This window comes from Arcicella gelida, assembly GCF_034931025.1.
Lineage (GTDB): Bacteria > Bacteroidota > Bacteroidia > Cytophagales > Spirosomataceae > Arcicella > Arcicella gelida.
Map to the genome: position 1 here is coordinate 56,993 of NZ_JAYGIL010000009.1, position 17,253 is coordinate 74,245.

The 17,253-nt window shown below is 33.0% G+C and carries 18 protein-coding genes; 8 read left to right on the top strand and 10 right to left on the bottom strand.

The window, feature by feature from the left end; genetic code table 11:
• The first annotated feature begins 86 nt into the window (after nucleotides 1-86).
• The 4 genes from VB776_RS09080 to VB776_RS09095 all read left to right on the top strand — a co-directional run bounded on the left by VB776_RS09080 (nucleotide 87) and on the right by VB776_RS09095 (nucleotide 3,533).
• The gene (locus VB776_RS09080; protein ID WP_323328219.1) at nucleotides 87-746 is read left to right on the top strand and encodes a histidine phosphatase family protein; all 660 of its coding nucleotides are present in this window, start codon (nucleotides 87-89) and stop codon (nucleotides 744-746) included.
• A 211-nt stretch (nucleotides 747-957) separates the two neighbouring features.
• Nucleotides 958-2,058 carry a sensor histidine kinase gene (locus VB776_RS09085; RefSeq protein ID WP_323328220.1) on the top strand — a complete coding sequence of 367 codons (1,101 nt, stop codon included), beginning with the start codon at nucleotides 958-960 and terminating at the stop codon, nucleotides 2,056-2,058.
• 45 nt (nucleotides 2,059-2,103) lie between these two features.
• On the top strand, nucleotides 2,104-2,841 hold the full coding sequence (locus VB776_RS09090) for a LytR/AlgR family response regulator transcription factor (protein WP_323328222.1): 738 nt from the start codon (nucleotides 2,104-2,106) through the stop codon (nucleotides 2,839-2,841).
• Nucleotides 2,842-2,897: 56 nt separating this feature from the next.
• Nucleotides 2,898-3,533 (top strand): DUF3267 domain-containing protein, encoded by a 636-nt coding sequence (locus VB776_RS09095; protein ID WP_323328226.1) that lies wholly within the window; start codon nucleotides 2,898-2,900, stop codon nucleotides 3,531-3,533.
• A gap of 1 nt (nucleotide 3,534) precedes the next feature.
• Here the strand turns inward: VB776_RS09095 and VB776_RS09100 are convergent, their stop codons facing one another.
• Together VB776_RS09100 and VB776_RS09105 are read right to left on the bottom strand one after the other, a co-directional pair.
• On the bottom strand, nucleotides 3,535-4,593 hold the full coding sequence (locus VB776_RS09100) for a response regulator (protein WP_323328228.1): 1,059 nt from the start codon (nucleotides 4,591-4,593) through the stop codon (nucleotides 3,535-3,537).
• 105 nt (nucleotides 4,594-4,698) lie between these two features.
• Nucleotides 4,699-6,288 (bottom strand): sensor histidine kinase, encoded by a 1,590-nt coding sequence (locus VB776_RS09105; protein ID WP_323328230.1) that lies wholly within the window; start codon nucleotides 6,286-6,288, stop codon nucleotides 4,699-4,701.
• Nucleotides 6,289-6,447: 159 nt separating this feature from the next.
• On the opposite strand from VB776_RS09105, the gene VB776_RS09110 reads away from it, so the two are divergent.
• The 4 genes from VB776_RS09110 to VB776_RS09125 all read left to right on the top strand — a co-directional run bounded on the left by VB776_RS09110 (nucleotide 6,448) and on the right by VB776_RS09125 (nucleotide 9,992).
• Nucleotides 6,448-6,858 (top strand): hypothetical protein, encoded by a 411-nt coding sequence (locus tag VB776_RS09110; protein ID WP_323328231.1) that lies wholly within the window; start codon nucleotides 6,448-6,450, stop codon nucleotides 6,856-6,858.
• Nucleotides 6,859-6,870: 12 nt separating this feature from the next.
• Nucleotides 6,871-7,242, top strand: a complete 372-nt coding sequence (locus tag VB776_RS09115) for a hypothetical protein (RefSeq protein ID WP_323328233.1) — start codon at nucleotides 6,871-6,873, stop codon at nucleotides 7,240-7,242.
• Nucleotides 7,243-7,532: 290 nt separating this feature from the next.
• Nucleotides 7,533-8,267 (top strand): hypothetical protein, encoded by a 735-nt coding sequence (locus tag VB776_RS09120; RefSeq protein ID WP_323328235.1) that lies wholly within the window; start codon nucleotides 7,533-7,535, stop codon nucleotides 8,265-8,267.
• A 129-nt stretch (nucleotides 8,268-8,396) separates the two neighbouring features.
• On the top strand, nucleotides 8,397-9,992 hold the full coding sequence (locus VB776_RS09125; RefSeq protein WP_323328237.1) for a hypothetical protein: 1,596 nt from the start codon (nucleotides 8,397-8,399) through the stop codon (nucleotides 9,990-9,992).
• Between the two features lie 67 nt (nucleotides 9,993-10,059).
• Here the strand turns inward: VB776_RS09125 and VB776_RS09130 are convergent, their stop codons facing one another.
• The 8 genes from VB776_RS09130 to VB776_RS09165 all read right to left on the bottom strand — a co-directional run bounded on the left by VB776_RS09130 (nucleotide 10,060) and on the right by VB776_RS09165 (nucleotide 17,083).
• Entirely contained in the window at nucleotides 10,060-11,085 is a 1,026-nt protein-coding gene (locus VB776_RS09130) for a 2-hydroxyacid dehydrogenase (protein WP_323328239.1), read from the bottom strand.
• Nucleotides 11,086-11,260: 175 nt separating this feature from the next.
• Entirely contained in the window at nucleotides 11,261-13,162 is a 1,902-nt protein-coding gene (locus VB776_RS09135) for an AAA domain-containing protein (protein ID WP_323328241.1), read from the bottom strand.
• A gap of 52 nt (nucleotides 13,163-13,214) precedes the next feature.
• Complete coding sequence (locus tag VB776_RS09140; RefSeq protein ID WP_323328243.1) at nucleotides 13,215-13,805, bottom strand: hypothetical protein; 591 nt, start codon at nucleotides 13,803-13,805, stop codon at nucleotides 13,215-13,217.
• A gap of 12 nt (nucleotides 13,806-13,817) precedes the next feature.
• Nucleotides 13,818-14,150, bottom strand: a complete 333-nt coding sequence (locus VB776_RS09145; RefSeq protein WP_323328245.1) for an autorepressor SdpR family transcription factor — start codon at nucleotides 14,148-14,150, stop codon at nucleotides 13,818-13,820.
• A gap of 183 nt (nucleotides 14,151-14,333) precedes the next feature.
• A complete protein-coding gene (locus VB776_RS09150; RefSeq protein WP_323328246.1) occupies nucleotides 14,334-14,735 on the bottom strand; it encodes a hypothetical protein in 402 nt (133 codons plus the stop codon).
• 218 nt (nucleotides 14,736-14,953) lie between these two features.
• Complete coding sequence (locus VB776_RS09155; RefSeq protein WP_323328248.1) at nucleotides 14,954-15,778, bottom strand: universal stress protein; 825 nt, start codon at nucleotides 15,776-15,778, stop codon at nucleotides 14,954-14,956.
• 87 nt (nucleotides 15,779-15,865) lie between these two features.
• Nucleotides 15,866-16,579, bottom strand: coding sequence for a sulfite exporter TauE/SafE family protein (locus tag VB776_RS09160; RefSeq protein WP_323328251.1), 714 nt, complete (start codon nucleotides 16,577-16,579; stop codon nucleotides 15,866-15,868).
• Nucleotides 16,580-16,657: 78 nt separating this feature from the next.
• Nucleotides 16,658-17,083 (bottom strand): FixH family protein, encoded by a 426-nt coding sequence (locus VB776_RS09165; RefSeq protein WP_323328253.1) that lies wholly within the window; start codon nucleotides 17,081-17,083, stop codon nucleotides 16,658-16,660.
• Nucleotides 17,084-17,253: the final 170 nt, after the last annotated feature.

Consider the following 17,253-nt stretch of genomic DNA (forward strand, 5'->3'; position numbering starts at 1 on the left):
GTTTTTTATTGATTAACTTTACATAATTTGTAAAAAAGCATCAAACCCATTAAAAAGATTGTCATAAAATATAATCCTTCAAATCAATGTCCAACGAGCAATCACAAACTCCCAAAATAAAGACCGTTTATTTAATCCGCCATGGAGAAACAGATTTCAACCGACAAGGTATTGTTCAAGGCAGTGGTGTTGATTCTGAATTGAATGAATTAGGGCATGCTCAGGCAGAAGCTTTTTTCCAAAAATATCATCACATTAATTTTGATAAAGTATATACTTCGGCATTACAGAGGACACACCAATCAGTAAAGAAATTTCTTGAAAAAGGACTTCCTTGGGAACAACACGAAGGACTAAACGAAATCAGTTGGGGCGTGCGTGAAGGAAGAGTACCCAATGACGTTGATAATGAGTATTATAAAATACTTATTGATAGTTGGATTAATGGTAAGGTAGATATGCCTTCAGAAGGCGGCGAAAGTCCTTTAGATGTAATTACTCGCCAAAAGCCAGTGATTGATTTGATTTTATCTCGCCCAGATGAAGAAACGATTTTGGTAGCTATGCACGGAAGAGCCATCAGAATTATTTTAACATTATTATTGGAACGTGAATTGCATGAAATGGATACTTTCGAACACGCCAACCTTTGTTTGTACAAACTTATTTATGATTACGAACAGGGTAAATTTTTTGTAGAATTAGAAAACGACCTTTCACATCTCGACGATCTTATCGTTGATTAATCATATTTTAGGGAAATATGTAAAATACTTCTTTCATATTTCCCTTAATTCTTCATTTCCTCTTTTATCCGTTTATCAAGCCCACTTTCCGTTTACTGAATAATTTCATTGCTTTTTAGTACATTGCCTTAATTTGTTGTTAAAAGGGTAGAAGAAACAGGAGTAAATAGAGATTTACACTTCATTTTAGAAGTGTTTAGAAAAGAATAATATGTCCAGAGCTAAGTTATATTGGATTTTACAAGTATTCGGCTGGTCGGCGTGGTTGGCAAACGAAGCTTTGATTTATTCGAATGATTTTGGTTGGTCTTTAGATTGGTTTGTTGCAGCACTTTTGAATGTTGTTGTTGCCATTGTAATTACTCATAATTTCAGAAAAATCATTAAAAAATACGGTTGGGTAGAACTTCCAATCGACAGAGTAATTCCCCGAATATTGATTGCCGTCGGTTTTATGTCAGTTTTTATGGCATTTGTCAATATTCCATTAGATTCTTACTTGTTGCGAGAAGAAGAAGAAAGAGACCTTTGGTCATTCTTTTTTGTGATGCAGTTTATTTTTAGCTGGGCAAAACCATTGATGATTTGGACATTGTTTTATTATGCTTCACATTATTTCGAAAGAAAATCAGAAGTAGAAGTCGATAAAATTCGATTAGAATCGTCAGTGAAAGAAACCGAATCAAAAGTATTAAGAGCGCAAATGAATCCACATTTTATGTTCAATGCTTTGAATAGTATTCGTGCTTTGATTTTGGAAGAACCTGATAAAGCTCAAAAAGCAGTAACGCAATTATCAAATATTCTAAGAAGTTCTTTGCTGGCAGATAGAAGAAAAACAGTTTCACTTTCTGAGGAATTAAGAACGGTAGAGGATTATTTAGCACTAGAAAAAATCCGTTACGAAGAACGTCTGCAAATCAGAAAAAATATTTATCCAGACACGATGCACGTACAAGTACCGCCAATGTTATTACAAACTTTGGTAGAAAATGCGATAAAACATGGCGTTTCGAAGCCCGTAAAAGGTGGTTTTGTGAGTTTAGAGGCAAAATTGGTAGGAAAGAATTTGTTAATCATTATCAGTAATACTGGTGTTTTAGAAACTACAGATTCAGGTGGTTTCGGACTTGAAAACACTGCACATCGTTTAGAATTACTCTTTGGTCCAGAGTCTAAATTTAGAATTTATCAAGCATCGAAAGATGTCGTTACAGCTGAAATCACGATACCGATTCCACATGTTGAATCGGAAAAAGATACACCTTTTTCAAAAATTACTAATATTGTAAAACCTAAAGTGACAATCTAAAAAGATGATTAGAAGCGACGCTAATCAGAAACCATAAATTTTAATATGAAGGCTATCATTGTTGATGACGAACGTTTGGCAAGAAACGAATTAAAACGCTTGCTAGAGAATTTTCCTAAAATAAATATCGTTGGAGAAGCTGCCAATGCAGATGAGGCAGTTGTGATGATTGACGAGCTACATCCTGATTTATTGTTTTTGGATATTCAAATGCCAGGCAAAACAGGTTTTGATTTATTGAGTGATTTGGAAGGTTATGTACCAGAAGTAATTTTTACAACTGCGTACGACGAATACGCTATCAAAGCCTTTGAGTTTAATGCTTTAGACTATCTGCTTAAACCGATTGAATTACACAGATTAAGTGAAGCAATTCAAAAAGTAGAAGAAGAATTTGACCGCCAAAAACAACTTACTGAAACGGTAAAAGATAGTACCATTGTTTTGACAGAAAATGACCAAGTTTTTGTAAAAGATGGTGAGAAATGCTGGTTTGTGCGTTTAGGAAATGTTCGTTTGTTCGAATCAATGGGAAATTATGTGAGATTGTACTTTGATGACCAGAAACCATTGGTTTTAAAATCATTAAATGCCTTAGAAGATAGACTAGACCCAAAAACCTTTTTTAGAGCTAACCGAAAGCATATTATCAATCTTAAATATATTCAGAAAATCGAGCCTTGGTTTTCAGGCGGTTTACAAGTAACCTTGCGAGAAAGTGGAGATAAAATCGAAATTTCTCGTCGCCAAGCAATTAGATTTAAAGAATTATTAAGTTTATAAACATTACAAGATGGTCGTTAGTTTTAAATCTAAACTAACGACCATTTTTCTTTTATATGAAAAAGCCAAGTATTGATGAGTTACATAATCCAAATCATTTTTCACTTGTAGAATCATTCAAGATTGAAGAAATGATGGCATTTTTAATGAAAGAATTGGGTGCTAAAACCGATAAACCCAAAAGTAAAGGCAATCCTGTAATAAAAATTCTTCTATTAGGGATTTTGGGTGGAATTTTTGGCTACTTTGTCGGTAAACAAATCGTTCAGTATAAGATTGACCCTTGGCAGTTTTTAGAAGCTTTCGGACTATTAATTTTTGTATTACTTCCCATTCATGAAGGCATTCATGGATTAGTTTTTAAAATACTTGGAGCGGAGAAAGTAGGTTTTGGTTGGACACCCAAAACATTAATGGTTTATGCTTATGCTCAGAAATTTGTGATGAGTTTGAAAGAAAATGCTATTGTTGCAGTGATGCCTTTTCTGATGATTACTTTGGCTTTGTTAATTACCTTTTTTGCTTTGCCTGAATATAAAACCCTTATAGTTTCTACTTTTGTTTTACACACTTATGGCTGTTTGGGCGACTTTATTCTGATAAAATATTACTTCAAATATCGTCATAAACAAATGTTCACTTATGACGATATTGATGAGGCTGGAATGACTTATTTTTTTGAGAAAGATTAATTTAACCTCTGAGATTCGCCAGTTTTTGTTCTTCAATAATGGTGATTTCACTTCCACTTACTTCAATCAATTTATCTGATTTAAAATCACTCAATGTTCGGATGAGTGATTCTGTAGCTGTACCTACAACTGATGCTAAATCGTCTCTAGAAATTCTAATTGAAAATTTATCTTGCTTTTCGGTTTTATATTTTTTAGATAACATTACCAAGGCATCAGCAGTACGTTTTCGTAAAGAATTATAAGCCATTTGAGTTAACTGCTTTTCTTTTTCCTGAATATCATTTGCCAACATTTTGATGAATTTGTTTGCAACAGATTGATTTCTTGTAATTAATTCTAAAAAATCGTTTTTAGGAATTCCGATTACTTCACAATCTTCAAGTGCTTCTGCCGATTCTTGGTATTCAGTTGATTCAATAATTGCAATATGCCCAAAAAAATCTCCAGAATTATATAAACCCGTTACAAATTCCTTCCCATCTCGGTTTGATTGATACGTTTTAATTTTCCCAGATTTTAGGAAGTAAAACTTAATAGGTTCGTCGCCTTCAGTATAAATCAATTGCTTTTTCTTGGTAGCCGATACTTTTCTATCTTTAGAAAGTGAGTTGATATCAACATATTCACGTGCTTGTTGATAAAGCTCTTCTAACTCTAATTCTGTATTTTTAAATGATTTTGAAAGATTATCAATCTTTTTCAATCTACTTTCAATGGCATTCAAAAGCTCAATTTCTTGGAAAGGCTTCGTTAAGTAATCATCAGCCCCCATTTCCATGCCTTTTCGATGGTCCGAGCGTTCAGCTTTTGCCGTTAAGAAAATGAATGGAATATTTTGTAATTCTGGATTTTGGCTAAAAATATGCAATACTCCATACCCATCCAAAATTGGCATCATAATGTCGCAAATCACTAAGTCGGGTTTTACTTTTTGGGCAAGTTCAACCCCTACTTTTCCATTTTCGGCAGTCAGAACATTGTAGCTTGCAAGTTCTAAAATTTCAGCGGTTGTTTCTCTGATATCGTCACTGTCTTCTATGAGGAGTATTGTTTTCATTTGCGAGTATTTAAGGGTGTTTCTTGTTAATTAAGATTCCAGAAAGATTTCTACCAAAAATAAAAAAGATTAATTAAATATTGATACTTTGATTGCTTTTAAAAATCACAGAGCAAATTTTATACTGAAAGTTGTACCACGATTTAAAGTACTTTCAACAAATACTTTTCCATTCAACAGTTCGGCGTAGCGAGCTACAATGTGTAAGCCCAATCCTGTTCCTTGAATATTTGTAACATTTGTACCTCTAAAAAAACGGTCAAATAAATGTTTTTGGTCATCTTCTGAAATACCCACACCTTGGTCAGAAACCTTCAAGATAAGTATATTGTCGAGCTTTTCAGTAGAAATATCAATGATTGAGTTTTCATTTGAAAACTTGATGGCATTTGAACCTAAATTGATAATGATTTTTCGAAATAGAGATTTATCTAAACAAACAGTAGTTTCTCCAAAATGTTGATATGCTATTTGTTGGTTTTTCTTCAGCATATTTTTGAGATCATTGTTGCTTTCTTCTACTAATTTTGGTAAATCGAAATTAGCCAATTTAGCATTTACTTTTCCTTCCTCAAGTTTACCAACAGAAAGGAATTCTTCAAGAATATCTGTTAAATTACCAACGGCATTCATTATTCGTTGAGTATGCCGCTCTCTTTTTTCTTGGTCTTCAGTTTTTGTATATTTCTCAATTAAGTAAGCCGCCGATAGTATAGCCGTGAGGGGCGTTCTGAATTCATGCGAAGCCATGGCAACAAACCTAGATTTAAGCTCACCCAAGTCCTTCTCTTTATTCAGTGCAATTTCTAGTTCTTTTTTAGATTGTTCAAGATTTTTAAGCGTTTCTACCAGAGCATTTGTTCTATTTACTACTTCTTTTTCAAGACTATTATTAAGTTTTTGAATCTCAGTAGTTTTTATTAATAAATCGGTTTCAGCTTTTTTCTTGAAAGTGGCATCATTAATAAAAGAAATATAGTAAGGTTTATCACCAGATTTAAAATGGCTCAAACTGATTTCTACAGGGAAAAGTGTACCATCTTTCTTGCGAGCTTTTAAATCAAGACCAATTCCCATGGGTCTTGATTGTGGCTTATTGGTATAATTAGCATAGGTTTCACGGTGCTTTTCTCTGATATTTTGTGGAATTAGTATTTCCAATTGTTTACCTTCCAATTCCCCTTGTTCGTAGCCAAACATAACATTGGCAAAGCGATTAGATAAAATGATTACTCCTTCACGGTCAACCATAACCAAACCAATAGCAGAGTGCATAAACAAAGCTTCAAAGCGATTGTTATCATCTTTTAATTGTTGTTCAGCCTTTTTCTGATATGAAATATCGTTAATACGCACCAAGTAATATGGAGTTTCCTCACTTTCGAACATAGAGATTTGTAAAGTTCCCCAGAACTCAAGATGGTTACTTGTCTCAAAAAGAGTATCCTCTATCCAAGTTTGATTTTCCTGTAAATGTTGATAGATTTTATCATGATTTTCAAGATTGAGTTTATCTTTTCTAAAACCATGTGGGTATTTGGCTTTAAAATCATCTAAATCAGAAGCTTCGAGCATACTTAGCCCCACTTTGTTTATAAAAACATAATGATGGGTAGATATGTTATAGATACCCATAAAAGCTGGAGTATCCTCTAAAATTGTTTTTAAAAGTATAGTATTGATAGGGAAGTCCATAGTAATATTTTTTTAGATAAATAAAGGTACAAATTTGCTTGATGCTAAGAAAATAAACTTGAGATATATCAGCTTAGTATATGATTTTTATACTAGGTCGTCCATGAAAAAGAGGAGAAATTTATAGTATTAAAAATTTAATAATTAAGGAAACAAACTATGGAAAAGGTAGAAAATAATGTTTATGATACTCAGGTATTTAAATATGGTGTGTATCATAAAGAGAATGTAAAATGGTTACAAAACTTAGCCTTTTATCGTGAAGAATTATCATATTTTGGTACATTAATTGACGACGTAAAAGATAAGAATACTAAATTAGAAGTATTAAATCAGGTTTTTGTATTTGAAAACCGACTACAAAGCCTTCATAGAGAATCAGACGAGTTATTACAGTTGATAAATCAAGAGCACTGGGGCTTTGAAGATGATGCTTTGGGTAAAGAGTTTTTATTAGGAGAAGAAATATGTACTCAACATTTTTCACTACGTGAGCGTTATCAAGTTTTCGAAAATGAATTTATTCGTACAAAACACGATTTTTATAAGTGCTTATCTAAAATACTTTAATCTTAGAATGTTATGAAATTTGATGTTTGTCACCACGAAAACATGCAATGGATAGAATCATTAGCATTTTATACCGACGAATTGCAGTACTTCCAAAAGTTGATTGAAGAAGTGAAGAGTAAAAATACAGATGAAGAATTGTTGCAGGAAGTAAATACCTTCAACCAAGAGTTTAGTAATGCGAAAGAGGTAATTGAAAATTTGCTTATTGGGATTAAAACTCAAGAAGAACGTTTTGCAGATTATGCCCAAGCTCAAAGTTTTTTATTTGATGAACAAATGGAATTAGTTCATGAACGACAAAGGTCAGCTTTTGAAACGCTTGAAAAAGACTTTGTCTTACATAAACACCAGTTTTATCGTTTGTTGGGGAAAATACTTTGATTCGATAATCATTTTTAAGTTTTAAAGAGAAGGGGTTAGTACTTGTACTAACTCCTTTTTTGTTAAATAGAATTAAACGTATAAGTATAAATAATTAAACATTTTGTGCAACTTTTACTTGTTAAGTGACTAAATTCAGCCTAAATTTAAATCATATTCTTTCTCATCTCTCCTTAATAAGCTTCTTCGAAACACTGGCACAATAATTTAGAGATTAATTCTTGTTTCAGTTTTACTAAAACTGTTGTATCTGAATTTGAACTTTTTTTAACAATTATATAAAACTCTGTATGAAAAAACTCTTTTACTTTCTAATTGCATTTGGTATTACTAGCCAAGTAGTAGCACAGTCCATTCCCTCATCACAAAAACCCCCAATTTTAACTGAATATCAGTATGGAAGAAACTCTATTAGTATCCAATTTGGAACAATGGGTTTTGGTGGAGAAGTAGCTCAAGCATTGAAACTAGACAATTCGTTGAACCTCAGAATTGGTGTTAGTTATTTTGATGTCAGTATGTTTGTAACTCCGCCTATTACAATTTCGCTAGGCGATGATGCTTCAGATATTGATGTTACTCCCAAAGTTAAATCAGTACTGATAGATGCTTTTGTGGACTATCATCCATTCAAAAACAAGTCTTTCAAATTAGTTGGAGGCTTGGCTTACGGAACAGGAGATTCTGAAGTAATGGCTGAACCAACCATTAAAACAGGTACTTTTAAATTTGCATCAGACTTTGAAATGGATGCTGAAGATTTCGGGAAAGCTAATCTTAGAGTATCTGGAAATGCTATTCGTCCATACGTAGGTTTTGGCTTTGGGAGAGCAATTCCTAAAAGACGTGTAGGTTTTGGGGTAGAGTTAGGAACTTATTATTCAGGTTCGCCTAAATTAGCTTTAGACCGTTCTGGAGTTGTTGAAACACTTATTACTGATGCCAATATTCTCAGTATCCAGAATAATGTCAAAAACTATTCATTTATTCCGAAATTATCTTTTTCGATTAGAGTTAAAATCTAATTTATAAAAAGTAATTACGGTTTAAAATCTTTAATTCTAAGATAGATAGATGATAGATGGACAATATTCTAAATAGGAAAACGAAATCAATCATTTGTTGAAATTTAACTTAAAACGATATTTCAGAAGATGAAAAAATATATTAATTACGCAATTTTAATTTTTACTGCTATTACAGTAAGTTATTCCTGTACGCCACCTTTAGAGGGTGTTCAGTTTAAATTTCCAGATGCTGTTACTGGGTCAAGTATTATTGTACAGTACTCTCAAGCAAATGATAATGTTGGAGAAGTTCCTAATACAATGACTGTACGTATTGGTGGAAAAGATTCTTCAAAAGTGGTAGATAGCTTTAATAAAAAAGTGTATAAACCCAAAAATGGTATCATGATTTTAGCATTAAAACCAGGTACAGTGGCAAGTGCTGCATCACCAATTAAATTTTCAATCATTACTGAAAGTGAAGGTTATTTGAAGGAAATTACTCCTATTGAAATAACAAGCAATGATGAACAAAAAGTTATTATTAAAGTCACTAAAATTGCCACACCACCAGAAGGCACAACGGTGATTCAAAAAGCAGAAGATGCTGATAATACAGGAAAAACTACAAAAGCTATTCAAATAACTACACCAACTTTGGCTGGAAGTAGTCACACTGCCACATTGAGTATCAATGCAGGAATTACCATAAAAGATGCTGCTGGAATCCCTGTTGCTGGAAAATTGAATGTTGTATTGGTACAAGTTGATCCTAAAAAGTCAAGTGTAATTGTAAATAAGCAACAAGCAGGAATGAAAGTTGTTGATAAAAACGATAACGCTATTCCGAATTTTAGCATCAATCCAATTTCAGCAGTGAGTGCGGAAATTTCAAATGAGAGTAGCCAGAAAGTAAAAACCTTCTCTGCACCAATTGAAATTAAATTTCAGTTTGGAGTAGGAACTAAAAATTCAGCAGGACAAGATATTAAAGAAGGAGATGTTTTAAGTTTTGCAAGCTACGATGAAGATGCTAAAACCTTGAAATATGAAGGCACAAGTACTGTTAAGAAAAACGGAAATGTGTTGGAATTTGTCGCTTCAGTAAATCATTTAACTGAATTTTACTGTGGCGATTTATTATCGGAATGCTCTAATCTTAAATTAAATATTTTAAACGATCCTCTTTATGTTGGTGAAACCATCCATACAACTGTGGTAGATAATAGCGGAAGAGTATTATTTAATGAATCTCACGGATTAGGTACAACATTAAATTGTAAGCTTTTTGTGCAAGGTCAAATAGGAGGAAACTCGCCAACATCATCTAATATCACTGTTACTACAAAAAGTATTACTGGAAAAACACTTTTCACAAAAACACTTAATGTAAGTTGTGCAGACGTAAATGCAGTGACAAATGTTGATGTTGCTTTGGTAAGTCCTATCAACTACGTTAAGATAACAATTACTCCTAAATGTGATAATGGCTTTGCCTTTAAAATTGGAGATGTTCAAGCAGCCGCAGATTTAAAAGATGGAAAAGGATATACAAGTATAGGTGTATTAAAGTCAACAGCTGATAATAAATTGGTTGCTCAGACCACACTTTTAAATAGAGGAGAGAAATACAACTTTATGTTTAATCTTGGTGGAATTTGGTATTATCAAAACGATTTGTGGATTGATAATTCTGCTACTTTGAACTCTACATTTAGTTTACCATCGTTTTTATGTAAATAAATCAAATAGACACAAACAAAAAGGCTTCCGAATTCGGAAGCCTTTTTCATGAATATTTACCCTAAAACTAATGTAATAATTCTTCTATACCTGCTACTTTTCCTATTTTTGAATTGCATTCTTTATAGTATTCGTTTTCCCAATCACTTAAATTTTCGATGGTTTTATCTGCAATATTTGTTAAAGCTTCATTGGTTAAAAATGCTTGATGCCCTGTTATTAACACATTTTTATGGGCTAATAAAGCCAAAAGTAACTCGTCTTTTTTCTCATTACTTTCGTGATTTTTAAAGAAAATACCTCTCTCTTTTTCGTAAACATCCAAGCCTAAATAAGCTATTTTCCCAGCCTTTAAAGCTTCAAGTACTTCTTTGGTATTAATAATTCCTCCACGACTTGTGTTTATCAACATGACACCGTCTTTCATTTTGCCAATACTCTCTTGGTTGATTAAATACTTTGTTTGAGGAGTAAAAGGTAAATGTAAAGTAATAATATCAGCCTCAGCATAAAGTGTATCTAGCGATACATACGCAAAATGTTGCGTTAAGGCTTTCGTGTAATCATGTTTTATATCATAAACTAATACTTTACAACCAAAACCATTCAAAATTTTGGCTACAATCGAACCGATTTCACCTAGACCAATAATCCCAACAGTTTTTTTATTCATATCAAAACCAATGAGCGGAGCTAAGTCGAATTGATATTGATGAGCATTTTCGTTGGCTAAAATTAATTTTCTATTCAACGTCAACATCATTCCGATTGTGTGTTCGGCTATTGAATATGGCGAATATGATGGTACGTTGCCAACTTTAATATCCATTTGTTTGGCTGCAATGAGGTCGATATGATCTGTTCCTACCGACCGTGTCGTAATATATCTAATACCTGATTCACGCAGTAATTGTAATACTTCTGCGGAAGCGTCATCATTAGTAAAAACAGAAACTGCATCATAACCAGCTGCTAAATTGGCGGTTTCAGCTGCTAAACTTTGATTACTGAATTTAATTTCGTGTTTATCCTGATTGGAATCAATAAGGTATTGTTTTTCAAATTCCTTAACACTATAAAAAAAAGTCTTCATTTGAGTTAGATTTAGGTGAATTAGACGATTAAAACAAAAATCTTTGTTGTCTTAACTTGAGTCTTCGAATAAAAACTAATGATGATTTATCCGTTTTCTTGCGTCAAAATTACTTCTTCCTCTAGCACTAAACTATGATATTTGTTAGTGTAATTATTGATTGAATGCAGTGAATTTAATTGATAAACTCCCAAGCACTTTGGTAAGCATTTAGGTTTTCGGCATATTCTATAAAATCTGCATAGAACGGAAATTGTGCAAGTGTTGCACTATCGCCAACGATGACTAATTTTTTTCTCGCTCGAGTCATTGCTACATTCATTCTTCTGATGTCTGATAAAAATCCAATTGCACCTTCAGCATTACTTCTGGTCATACTGATATAAACGATGTCTCGTTCTTGTCCTTGAAAACTATCAATCGTATTGACAGAAATTTTATCTGTAAAAATTTGCAAGGCAGGCGTATGAGCAAGTTGCTCTTTCAATAAATTAATTTGCTGTTTATAAGGCGAAATAATAGCGACTGTCGGGAATTTTTCTGGTTTGTACTCCAATGCCAGTTCATCACTAAATAAACAGAGATGACGCATCAAAAGAGCCGCTTCTTCTGGATTGGTTGAACTTGTTCCTTCAATTTTTTCTTCAAATCCACAACCCGCAGTATCAATAAATAACAGGGGAGTATTATCACTTTTTAAAGTATGATTTGCCACCGAAGTATGAGCTTTGAGTTTATTCTGATAAAATACTTGTGAAGAATAGCCCATAATTTGTTCGTGCATACGATACTGCTCAGCCAATAAAGTAACGGCTTCAGGATGCAGAGCGATACACTTTTCGAATAAAGTAACGTTCAGCCCATCTTTTGCGGCTTCGTTTGACTTAATCGTTGGCGATAACTGGCAATGGTCACCAGCCAACACTAATTTTGAAGCTTTCAGAATTGGAATCCAACAAGCAGGTTCTAAGGCTTGTCCAGCTTCGTCGATAATGACTGTGTCAAATTTTAGATTTCGAACCGTATAATGTGTTGCACCAACCAAAGTAGCTGTAATTACTTGTGCTTTTGCCACTAAATCATCAATGATGTACTGCTCAGTATTACCGACTTCCTTCATGATTTTGTGAGCTTCTTCAAAAAGTAATTTACGTTGGTCACGTTCAGATTTTCCAAAACTACGCTTATACTTATGTGCCATATTTTTGTATTCCTGAGCTTGCTTTTTCAGTTTTTTAGCATCACGAATCATAGAATGCTCTGCCATTTTGCTATCCAAAGTAAGGGCTAATTGCTTTTCATTTACTTTGGCTGGATTTCCAACACGCAATACATTCAAACCTTCTTCGTGCAGTTTTTCACTCAGTAAATCAACGGCGGTATTACTTGGAGCAACCACTAAAATTTTCTGATTATCTTTCTGAATCAACGCTTTTATCGCTTGAATCAAAGTAGTGGTTTTTCCAGTGCCGGGAGGGCCATGCACGATGGCTAATTCGTTGGTAGATAAAATTTTATTGACCGCTTCATTTTGCCAAGTGTTTAAACGTGGAATCGAAACTTGCTGGGTATTCTCTTGAAAAGTAGGCGATTTTTCGCCAATTAATACTTGAACTAAATTACTTTCGGATTTTTCAGCCAATGTATCAGCTTGTTTAAGAGCCGACTGCATTTCATCAAACCTATTGTCGTCAAAAAGCACGTCAATTCCCAATTTTCCATCACGACTCCATTCTGGTAATTCGTCTGTTTTAAAAGTGATTTTTAAACGATTTCCATTTTGATGAGCAATCGTTCCTTCAATTCTATCATTTTGTGGATCGAGATTACTGAAAAGTACCGCTGGCATTCCAAATCTGAATTGATGAGGAAGGTCTTGATGAGTAGTGCGTTCAATTTCAACACTTAAATAATCTCCACGACCAATTTCTGAACCTCGAATCGCAATCGGATACCAAGTAAGTCCGTTTGCTCGGCGTTCGCTAACGGATGATTTTTCAGTAAGTTGGATGTACTGATTCAGACTTTCGTCTCTTTCTGTTTTTAGTAAGTTGAGTAGTTTTTTGAAATAATCCATATACAAAGGTAATGGATTATTCACTTTTCAGAGAAACGACTTGTTCAGAAGCTCAAGCAAATTTCTTTTTATGAAGTTTTCGGGCGTAAAAGTAGGGGAGAGCTAATAATGAAATAAAGTAAATAATGATGGAGAAATAATTGAAAAGTTCAGGCAAAATCAACACAAGTATAATCGTTATTAATGCCCCAAAAACCTGAATTTTCCCTAAAAATCTTTTTGCTTTTTTGTTTATTTCTTCGTCATCAAAGTAAACACTGATTGTTTCTTGGTTGACTTCAATATTTGCACGGTAGTTTCCTACAATCATCATCCATATCAAGTACATCACGCACGTAATTTTTGGGTCTGAGATAATTTCTTTTACATATAAAACCAGTATTGCAAAAGAACTGATAGCCATAAAAAGCATGAGGTATTGCCAAATTTGTATGTATTTTTCTGCATTGGGATGTTCTTTAAGTTTAAGATCACGCTTAGCACCCCAATACCAGAAGTAAAATCCTAACAATGCACCAGAAGCTGCACCGATAATGAAGTCCGTACTTTTTCCTAATCCTCCTTCAAAAAATGCAGTAATATAAAAAGTCCCAGCCATTAAAAGTACAATCAAAATTTCCAGCAATACAGATTTAAGTTTCATGTTTTGTTAAATTTAGATGTTATGATTATTAATTTGTAAACGTATGCGTGGTTTTTCTGCTTTGGGTAAAGCTACTTCTTCCTTAACTACAGATGATTTGAATTGAACAAACCAAGCTAATACTTCGTCCATAACAGTCATATTCAGAGAGTAAGTAATAAACTGTCCTTGTTTTACAGCAACTACCAAGTCGGCTTGTTTTAGTAAATCTAAGTGATGAGAAATGCTGGGTTTACTCATGTTGAATTTATCCGCAATATCACCTGCCGTCATATCTCCATCTTTTAGCATCTCCAAAATTTCTCGTCTGGTAGCATCATTAAAGGCTTTAAAAAGAGTATTCATTTTTTGTTCGTTGGTAAATATTTAGACAAATATCTAAATAAAAGTGTATAGATAAAATTATTTCAAATAAATATTTAGACAAATGTCTAAATAATCTTGTAAATAAAATAAAAGCGAGTTATCCATAATTAGACAACTCGCTTTTAGAAGTTTTTATCTGATATTTATGTTTGAAAACAGACTTTAAAATGTCCATATTTCTGTTCCATATAAAACTTTTACTTTCGTCCTATTTTTTAAATAATCGTTGTAATTATTAGAATTCGTAAAATTTATTTTTGTCCCATCACACTTATATTGGTGAATATTGGTGGAGGAGCAAAGTGAACATTGAATCTCAATTACATTATCTCCTTTGTAATCATATAATACCACACCGTTAATTTTTTCAGAATTTATCCTATAAAATTCCCTAAATTTCATTTCATCAGATAACCAATTTAAATCATTTATGGGATCTTTTGTACCACAAACTAATAGTGAGGTGAGATTATTATCAGGCGTTGTATCTGCATCTTTTTTACAAGATGAGAAAACAGAGAGAAATATGCCTGTTAGTAATAATAAAAATGATTTCGTTTTCATAATAATGTTGAATGGTTTTAGAATGTTAGAGAAATAGCATGAGCCAATATTGTTGTAACTGGTTTATTGATAGTTGTTTATATCTTGTGAAAGATAATCAAAATATATAAGTTATGTTAATATTACTTACCTACTTCAAATAGTTTTTGAAAAAAATGAACAAAAAAAGCGACTTCTTCATCAAGAAAAAGTCGCTTTTTTGTTATTAAAATATACCTTTAAACTAAAGCCAAAACGGGAATATCACAATGATTAACTACATCTTCGGTAACACTTCCTGCAAAAAGTAAACTCAAACCTTTTCTACTGTTGGTTGTTAGAACAATCATGTCAGATTTCATGTCTTTTGCACAAGCAATGATTCCTTTGGCAATGCTATAATAATTGTAAATCAAAAAATCCATTTCTTTGATTCCCAATTCTTCACCAAGTTTAAACATTTTTTCGGTGGTGGTATGGCTATCTTCAAAACCATCAGGCGTATTGATGAATACAAAAGTTATTTTAGCTTTTGTGCTGTATAACTTTTTGATGAACTCTGCCGAAACCCTAGTTTCAAAATCTACCGCAACCATGATGCGTTTCATCTTGAATTTTTTGTCTGATTCTTTGACAATCAGTACTGGGCAATGTGAATTTCTAATCACAGATTCTGCATTAGAACGGCTCAATAAATCTTTCCATCCATCAGCACCTGTTGAACCCATCACGATTAAATCAACATCAGATTGTTGGGTGATGGCATCTTCAATAGGAAGATAACTATCTCCTAAAATCGGAGTAATCGTTACGCCATCATAAATGGGAGCGTCTGCAATTTGATGCAACTTTTTAGTTGCTTCTTCTACTTCGTATTTATATAAATCCAAATCTAAATTTGGCATCATGGTTACAGGAAATGGGTCTGCACTAACCATGTAGTGCATTGGCTGAGCATGGAAAAGTAATATTTCGGCTTTTGATTGCTGAGCGATTTCTACGGCTGTATCTAAAGCAAGTAATGACAGATTAGAAAAGTCGGTTGGAACAAGTATTTTTTTCATGGCAATGTTAGTTTAATTCAGGTTATGCTGTTGAAACGCATATTAATAATAACGAGTTTTAAAATATATAATTATAAATATATTGAGTTAGTTTTTTGTTTTTTCGTGACAAACAGGAATTTGTTGACTAATCGGCACTTTTTCAAATTTTGGACTAATATATGGAATTCCTAAATTCAAACCTCTAAAAATAAAAAAAGAAGCTAATATCAACGAGTAAATCGGAAGAAATTTATTGATTTTTTGTCGAATATTCAAGCTTAAAAATTTGGGTAAAACACTTACAGAAAACATCAATGGGGCTGTTCCTAAACCAAAAAGTGCCATGAAAATAGCACCTTCGATAGGAGATGTGGTAGCTGTTGCACCTGCCAAAGCAAGATAAACAGTACCACATGGTAAAAGTCCGTTAAGAACGCCTAAAATTAAAAAACCAATTAGTGAGTGGGTATTTAGCAACGAGCCGACACTTTTTTTTAAAATACTTGAAATTCGATGAAATGGATTGAAATGAATTGATTTGCTCGGAATCATAAATACGAGCATCAAAATTCCAATTGAAATAGATAATTGTTGTTGAAAACCAGCTACAAAAATTTCTCCTCCGAAATAGCCAAAAACATAACCCAGTGTTCCGTAAGTAATAATTCTTCCTAGATTGTATAAAACACGTGCAAAAATTGCTTGAACATTAGTAAGCTTTCCGACGGGTAAGGCTAGGGCAATCGGGCCGCACATACCAACACAATGAAAACTGCCAGCCAAACCCGTCATGAAAGCTATGGAAAAAAGAATGTTCATTATTAAAATGGTGTTTCACGGAATTGAATTCCGTGTCACTGAAATATTAAAAATGGTTAATGGTTGGGTCTAAAACGATTAACGAACGACAAACTCATCTTCTAAATAGTACTCTCTAATTCCGTCTGTCCAAGTAGCTTGTACTTTCCACTTTCCTTTTTCTAGTTTTTCGGTAGAATAATTGAAAATAGGTTGCTTTTGAACAGGTACGGTAAAGTCTAAACGTTTATCTGACGGACGAAAGAATGTTACACTTCCATTATTTACATTGGTTGGAAAACCGATTCTTAATGTTTGGTTTTCAGAGGAATAAGTCATAGCATTTTTTATATTGAGATTTGACGAATTCTTGCTTTTATTAATTTGAGATTGATAATTTATTTCGTTTTTGTAATAATCCTTATTCACTAAATCTACATTAGTAGTAGCCATTTTGTAAACCATCGTGCCAATAAAACCCGCAAAGATGATAAAACATAAAACGATTGATTTCCCCCAGTTCATAATGTTATTTTTATGATTCAAAGCTACTGTACAATTCCTGAAAAAAATATGAGCTTTGTTAGTCTTTTTGATGAAAAAAGTTGCTTGAGAGATATAAGACTGAAGAAGCAAGAAACAAGAATTAAAATTTGGAGCTTAAGATTAGTTATCTTACATCTAGCCTATAACAT